Source organism: Mesorhizobium sp. M4A.F.Ca.ET.020.02.1.1 (assembly GCF_004022645.1).
Lineage (GTDB): Bacteria > Pseudomonadota > Alphaproteobacteria > Rhizobiales > Rhizobiaceae > Mesorhizobium.
Genome location: NZ_RZOI01000278.1, coordinates 1 through 7,077 on the forward strand (window position 1 = coordinate 1; position 7,077 = coordinate 7,077).

The window sequence follows — 7,077 nt, forward strand, 5'->3', positions numbered from 1 at the left end:
CGACACCTGGCCGGCATAGCCGGTGAGGAGGTTCAGCCCGACGCCCGCCAGGCTGAGCGCCAGGAACGGCAGCAGGATCGCCTCGAACAGATAGGAGCCGCCGATGAGCGGCACGACCGTGTAGGCGAAGGCGACGAGGATCAACGGCGCCAGCCATTTCGGCAGGCCTGCGCCCGTGGACAATTCGGCTGCGGGCAATTCGGTTGCGATCGCGCTCATGGTCAGACCCTTTCGACAAGCTTCTGGCCGAACAGGCCGGAGGGACGGATCAGCAGGAAGACGAGCGCGACGACATAGGCGAACCAGCTTTCGATACCGCCGCCGAAATAGTCGCCGATGTAGACCTCTGCGAGCTTCTCGCTGGCGCCGATCAAGAGCCCGCCGACGATGGCGCCGAGGATGGAATCGAAGCCGCCGAGCACGAGCACGGGAAGCGCCTTCAGCACCACCAGCGACAGCGAGAACTGGACACCGAGACGCGCGCCCCACAGCAGCCCGGCCACCAGGGCGACAAGGCCGGCCGCGGCCCACACACTCGCCCAGATCAGCGGCAGCCTGAGGCCGACGGCAAGTGCCGCGAACTGGTCGTCGGCGACGGCGCGGAAGCTTAGGCCGATGCGGGTGTAGCGGAAGAACAGCGACAAGAGCAGCACCATGGCGGCGGCCACGGCGGCGGCGAAGATGTCGAACTGGCTGATCAGCACGCCGCCGACTTCCAGCGGCACGTCCTCGATGCCGAGCTCGAGGCCGTGCACCTGCGTGCCCCAGATGAGCTGGGCGGCGCCCTCGATGATGTAGGAGAGGCCGAGCGTGGCCATGAACAGCGTGATCGGCGGTTTGTTGGTCAGCGGCCGCAGCACCGCGCGCTCGATGCCGATGCCGAGCGCCACCATGATGGCGAAGGTGACAGCCAGCGCCAGCGCGAACGGAACGCCGCGCTCGACGAGGCTGACGAAGGTCAGAGCCGCGAAGAGCAGCAGCGCCCCTTGCGCGAAGTTCAGCACGCCGGAAGTCTTGTAGATCAGCACGAAGCCGATCGCGACCAGCGAGTACATGACACCTGAGAGCAGCCCCCCTGTCAGCACCTCGAGGAAGAACTGGTAGTCGAAATCGCCGATCATATGCCTGCCCCATCCTCATTGTCGGAGGCGACGCCGAGATAGGCATCGATTACGCGCTGATCGTTCCTGATCTCGTCGGGTGTGCCGTCGGCGATCTTGCGCCCGTAGTCGAGCACGGCGATGCGGTCCGAAAGGCCCATGACGACGCCGACATCGTGCTCGATCAGCACGACGGTTGTGGCGAAGCGGTCGCGGGCGGCGCGCACATAGGCCGCCATCTCGATCTTTTCGCCGGCGGTCATGCCGGCCATCGGCTCGTCGAGCAAAAGCAGGCGCGGCTCGGCGACCAGCGCGCGGGCAAGCTCGACCCGCTTCTGCAGGCCGTAGGGCAAGGTGCCGGCAAGCCGGTCGCGCACCGCGGTCAGATGCAGGAATTCGAGGATCTGGTCGGCGCGGCCGCGCTGCTCGGCCTGCTCGCGGCGCGAGCGGCCAAGCCCGAGGATCTGGCCGGCGAAGTTGGACCGCGTCTTGTAGGCAAGACCCGACGCGACATTGTCGAGGACGTTGAGACCCTTGAACAAAGCGAGGTTCTGAAATGTCCTGGCGACCCCCAAGCGCGCCAGACGCTGCGTCAGAACCTGAGCATAGCGCACGCCGTGCAGCGCGACATGGCCGCGATCGGCCCGGTAGACGCCGCTGATGACATTGATCAGCGAGCTCTTGCCGGCGCCGTTCGGCCCGATGATGGCGCGTATCTCGCCCGGTTCTACGGAAAGATCGACATCGGCCAGCGCCACCACGCCGCCGAAAGACAGACCGATGCCTTCCATCGCAAGCAGCGCCGGTGAAGCGTCGGCCGAAACCGGCTCGTTCTTGTGCGATGGCTGCCCATCCGACAGGCCTCGCGCCAGGATCTCCGGCGCATAGACCGAAGCCTCGGCCACTCCAAAGGCGTAGTTGGCGGTCGGCATCTGCGGGCGTCCTCGGCGTTTCGTGGCGAAGCCCGTTGCCGCCCGAAGGCTCGGGCGTGCAGGGCAATCGCGATTTCCAATGACGGTTGATTATTCGGCGGCGAGAACCGTTTCGGCCTGCCTTGCTTCCAGCTCGCGCACAAGCGGGATGACGTGCTTGCCGAAATACTCGACCTCTTCCTGGAAATGCAGGAAGCCGAGCAGGATAAGATCGGCGCCGGCGCGCTTCAGCTCGACGATGCGCTCGGCCACCTGCCTCGGCGTGCCGATCAGGTTCGAGCGGAAGCCGTCATTGTACTGCACTAGGTCGTCGAAGGACGATTTCGCCCAGTTGCCCTCGCCTTCCGGCGAGGCTTTGCCGGCGTTCTTGACCTCGTGGCCGAAGGCGTTGACCGCTTCCGGATTGGCCTTGGCGATGATCTCGGCCAGCACGGCCTTCGCCTCTTCCTCGGTCTCGCGCACGATGGCGAAGGCGTTAACGCCGACCTTGACCGAATGGTCGTTGGCCTTGGCCTTGGCCTGGATGTCGTCGACCTGCCTGGCGATCCCCTCCGGCGTATTGCCGTTGGTGAAATACCAGTCGGACACGCGGGAGGCCATGTCGCGGGCCGCGCGCGACGAGCCGCCCTGGAAGATTTCCGGCAGCGGCTGCGGCGGCTTCGGCTTCAGCGAGTACTGGTTGAAGCGGTAGAAGTCGCCGCGGAAGGTGAAACTGTCCTCGGTCCAGATTCCGCGCAGCGCGCGGATGAACTCTTCCGAGCGCCGATAGCGTTCGTCATGGTCGAGCCAGTGCTCGCCGATGGCGTGGAACTCGCCGCGGAACCAGCCGGAGACGAGATTGATGGCGACACGGCCATTGGTCAGGTAGCTGATGGTGGCGAGCTGCTTGGCGGCCAGCGCCGGATTCCACGGACCGGGCAGGATCGCTGCGATCACCTTCAGGCTTGTGGTGGCGGCAAGCAGGTCATGGCTGAACGACACCGATTCATGCTGCTCGTCGGCGCCGTAGCCGGCGGTGAAGCGTATCTGGCTCAACGCATAATCGAAGCCGGCCTTCTCGGCGATCTGGGCCAGCTTGCGGTTGTACTCCGCCGAATGATTGGTCCTCTGCTCGATGTTCGAGATGACGAGCCCGCCCGAGACGTTCGGTACCCAATAGGCGAATTTGACTGCGTCGCGATCGTTCTGTGGCATGAAAATCTCCCGGCTTGGCCTGTCCCAACAATTGGTCCGGCGGTGGCCGAACGTGCGGACAATTATTAGTCTATTGAGTATATATACAAAGTAGGATTTTCCGTTTTCACGGCCACGCCCGGACGGAAATACCAATTCGCACAGCCGCATCCGTTGCGGATTTTCAGCCCGCGGCCGGGATCGAAGGCAGGGCGCCGAGCCGGCCTTCGATTTCCGAGGCGACCGCCTGCGCATGGCGAGCGACTTCCGGCAGCCCCATCAACTCGCCAAAAGTGCCGCGCGCCAGCGGACCGGCGACGAACAGCCCCGCAAGCGGCGCGCCCTTAGGGCCGACGGCACGGCTATCGAGGCCTGTTTCTATGCCGAGCCCATGACGATCGGCCCTGATCAGGCCGGCCTCGGCAAGCGAACGCAACGCGGGGTTGAGGTGGAGCGCCTTGCCATGCGCCGGTCCCGTGGTGTTCACCACGGTGTCGAATTGCAGCGTCTCGATCTGCTTTTGGCCGCGCCGCCGCAGGCTAACCGCCAGGCGATCCCCGTCCTGCTTCGAGGCCACCAGACTGGCCGCGATGTTGTCGAACGTGCCCTCGGCACGGCGGCGCTCGAGCACGCTGGCGACCTGCGGCGCGATCCTGAAGCGATGCACGTCCCAGAAGACGCGCAGCCGGCGCACCAGCCGCATGCGTTCTTCAGTGCCGAGCGCAGACCACACCAGCGGTCCCTGCAAGCGAAGCTGATCGAAGACCGACTGCCAGTTGACGCCGGCGGCCTCGGCTGCCGCCAATGTCGAACGAACGCGCTCGAGCAATGCAAGCGCGGTGCTGGCCGGCGCCGAGACGAAATCGCCGAACGGTTCGCCGCGAACATCCGGATGCCCGCGCGAGCGCAGCCCATGCCGCGACACGGCCAGGATGCGGCCGCGATGGCCGCGGCGGTCGAGCTCGGCGACGGTGTCGGCCGAGGTCAGGCCGGAGCCGACGATCAACACCGACGCCCCGGGAGCGATCGAACCGAGCGCATCCCGGGCATACACATCGGCAACGAAGCCGCGCGTGGCGGCGACCGGCTTCAGGAAGGCAGGAACATCGGGCGACGGGTGCGTCATGGCAAGAACGACCACGTCGGCCGAGATCGGCTGATCCGAGGTGAAAACAGTCCAGCCGCCGTCGCTGCTGCGCCTCACCTTCCGCACGTCGTCACGCAGGTGGCGGACCGCTCCAGTCTCGACAAAAGGCGCCAGCTGTTCGGCGACATAGCGGCCGAAGACCCGCCGCCTCGGAAAGACGTCGCCGTTGCGCCAGACCGAGTCCGGATCGCGCCCGACTTCACCGTCGTGGGCGAGCCAGCGCAAGAAATGCTCGGGCTCGTCCGGGACCAGGCTCATCCTGGCCGCGGGAACGTTGACGCGATGCGACGGCTCCTCGCTGGAATAGGCTAGCCCGCCACCCAGGAACGGGCGCGGCTCGATCACCGTGACGGATGCATGCGGACGCTGCCTGGCCAGGTGCCAGGCAACGGCCGCGCCCGAGAAACCGCCACCGAGGATGGCGATATGGCTTCGCGGCCGGGGCGGCAGCGCGTTCACGATGCGCTGGCGAGCGATTTCGGCCGATGGTCGCCGGCGATGGTCTCGCCGAACGGACCCGTATTGACGGAGGAACCTGCGACCTTGACCAGGTGGTCGGTCGGCAAATGCGGCAGCACCAGCTCGCCGAAGCGATAGGCTTCCTCGAGATGCGGATAGCCCGACAGGATGAAGGTGTCGATGCCAAGCCGGCGGTACTCGTCGATGCGCTGGGCGATCGTGGCGGGATCGCCGACAAGTGCCGTGCCGGCGCCGCCCCGCACCAGCCCGACGCCGGCCCAGAGGTTCGGCGCGATCTCAAGCTTCGACCGGTCGCCGCCATGCAGCGCGCTCATTCGCGCCTGGCCGACAGAGTCCATGCGGGCAAACACCTTCTGCGCCGAGGCGATGGTCGCATCGTCGAGCCGGCTGATCAGCCGGTCGGCGGCCGCCCAGGCTTCCGCCGTCGTCTCGCGGGCGATGACATGCAGGCGGATGCCGAAGGAGAGCTTGCGGCCCGCCTTGTCGGCGAGCTTGCGCACGCCGTCGAGCTTACGCTCGACATCGGCCGGCGGCTCGCCCCAGGTCAGGTACTTGTCGATTTCCTCGGCAGCCACGACGGACCCGGCGTCGGACGAGCCGCCGAAATAGAGCGGCGGATAGGGCGCCTGGACCGGCGGGAACAGCAGCCGGCCATCCTCGATGTGGAAATGCCGGCCCTCGTGCTCGACCGTCTCGCCACGCAGCAGCCGCTTGTAGACCTGCAAGAACTCCTGCGTCACCTCGTAGCGCTCGGCATGCGACAGGAAGATGCCGTCGCCCTTGTTTTCAAGCGGATCGCCGCCGGTGACCACGTTGATCAGCAGCCGGCCGTTGGAGATGCGGTCGAGCGTCGCCGTCATGCGCGCGGCAAGCGTCGGCGATTGCAGGCCCGGCCGCACCGCGACCAGGAAGCGCAGCCGTTTCGTCAGCGGCGCCAGCGCTGAGGCGACGACCCAGGAATCCTCGCATGATCTACCGGTCGGCAAAAGCACACCATAGTAGCCAAGCGTGTCGGCCGCTTGCGCCACCTGGGTCAGATAGTCGAGATCGACCGCCCTGCCACCTTCGGATGTTCCGAGATATCGGCTATCGCCATGCGTCGGCAGGAACCACAGCACCTTGATGCGATCGGGAATTTCGGCACTCATGTCTATTGTTCTCAAGAGACTAACTCCAGTTCGTGACAGCGGCTAACTGCTATCATCAAGCATAAAGTCTAGGATTGTTGAGATTGTACCTTCTATTTCGGGGCTGGATCCTGGAATTCTTTATCAAACACCTGATTTTCCTGCGGAATGGCAGCGAGCGCTAACCAACGAGTTGAGCGTCATCGCGTTAACGTCTTCGGCGCCGGGGTATCTCCCCGCCGGTTGGAAGACGGTTCTAGGCGACGGTTATGATTTGGTAGACGAACAACCTTGCGAGTTGGACTCGCAAGCCGGAATTGTTTTCTGCGCATCGGGGGGGGGGGCGGATCCGGTCGACGAGGTCACTGCGACCAGTACTGCCAGGCCCAGTAAAAACTTTCGTCGCGTGGCGGCAGGCGATCGCGCCCGGGGTCCAGCCGCACCGGCGCCGGCGATTTCGGTTCGTTCAGCGGCGTCTCCGACGCCACGGCTTCCTTTGTGCTGGCAAGCAGCCAGTCGCCGACCTGGGCGAAAAGCACGGCGGTGGAATGGTTCATCATCATTCTCCTTGTTTCGCTCAGTCCTTGCCCGCCCAGGGAACCAGCGCGCGCTCGACCCTGCGGATGACGAACTCCAGCGCGAAGGCGATGGTCGCGATCACCAGGATGCCCATCACCACCACGTCGGTCACCAGGAACTGCGCCGCCGACTGGATCATGAAGCCTAGCCCGCGTGTGGCCGCCACCAGTTCGGCGGCCACCAGCGTCGACCAGCCGGCGCCGAGCGCGATGCGCAGGCCGGTGAGGATCGAGGGCAAGGCGCTGGGCAGCATGACATGGCGAACGACCTGCCTCCGCGTCGCGCCGAGCGAACGCGCTGCGTCGATGCGCTCGCGCGAGACGCCGCGCACCCCGGCGGCGGTCGACAGCGCCACCGGCGCCAGCATGGCGATCGCGATCACCAGGATCTTCGACGATTCTCCAATGCCGAACCAGATGACGATCAGCGGCAGATAAGCGAGCGGCGGGATCGGGCGCAGGAATTCGAGCAGCGGATCGAAGACGCCGCGCCCGATCTGGCTGATGCCGATGGCGAGCCCGACCGGAACGCCGATGACG

General features: G+C 65.7%; 7 protein-coding genes and 1 pseudogene. All 8 read right to left on the reverse strand.

Going from position 1 to position 7,077, the window contains the following annotated elements:
- Positions 1 to 219, reverse strand: a pseudogene (locus EN742_RS18145) (branched-chain amino acid ABC transporter permease); the annotation flags it as partial.
- A 2-nt stretch (positions 220 to 221) separates the two neighbouring features.
- On the reverse strand, positions 222 to 1,118 hold the full coding sequence (locus tag EN742_RS18150) for a branched-chain amino acid ABC transporter permease (protein WP_189341517.1): 897 nt from the start codon (positions 1,116 to 1,118) through the stop codon (positions 222 to 224).
- On the reverse strand, positions 1,118 to 2,032 hold the full coding sequence (locus tag EN742_RS18155; protein ID WP_128333101.1) for an ABC transporter ATP-binding protein: 915 nt from the start codon (positions 2,030 to 2,032) through the stop codon (positions 1,118 to 1,120). Before EN742_RS18155 ends, EN742_RS18150 begins: the two co-directional genes overlap by 1 nt.
- 90 nt (positions 2,033 to 2,122) lie before the next feature.
- Positions 2,123 to 3,226, reverse strand: a complete 1,104-nt coding sequence (gene sfnG / locus EN742_RS18160) for a dimethylsulfone monooxygenase SfnG (protein WP_128333102.1) — start codon at positions 3,224 to 3,226, stop codon at positions 2,123 to 2,125.
- Positions 3,227 to 3,389: 163 nt separating this feature from the next.
- Complete coding sequence (locus EN742_RS18165; protein ID WP_126056350.1) at positions 3,390 to 4,811, reverse strand: FAD/NAD(P)-binding protein; 1,422 nt, start codon at positions 4,809 to 4,811, stop codon at positions 3,390 to 3,392.
- Entirely contained in the window at positions 4,808 to 5,980 is a 1,173-nt protein-coding gene (gene ssuD / locus EN742_RS18170; protein ID WP_126056351.1) for an FMNH2-dependent alkanesulfonate monooxygenase, read from the reverse strand. The genes EN742_RS18165 and ssuD overlap by 4 nt, the downstream gene beginning before the upstream one ends.
- Positions 5,981 to 6,321: 341 nt before the next feature.
- Entirely contained in the window at positions 6,322 to 6,516 is a 195-nt protein-coding gene (locus tag EN742_RS18175) for a hypothetical protein (RefSeq protein WP_126056352.1), read from the reverse strand.
- Between the two features lie 20 nt (positions 6,517 to 6,536).
- Positions 6,537 to 7,077, reverse strand: a 541-nt coding sequence (locus EN742_RS18180) for an ABC transporter permease subunit (RefSeq protein ID WP_128333103.1), incomplete at its 5' end; no start/stop codon positions are given.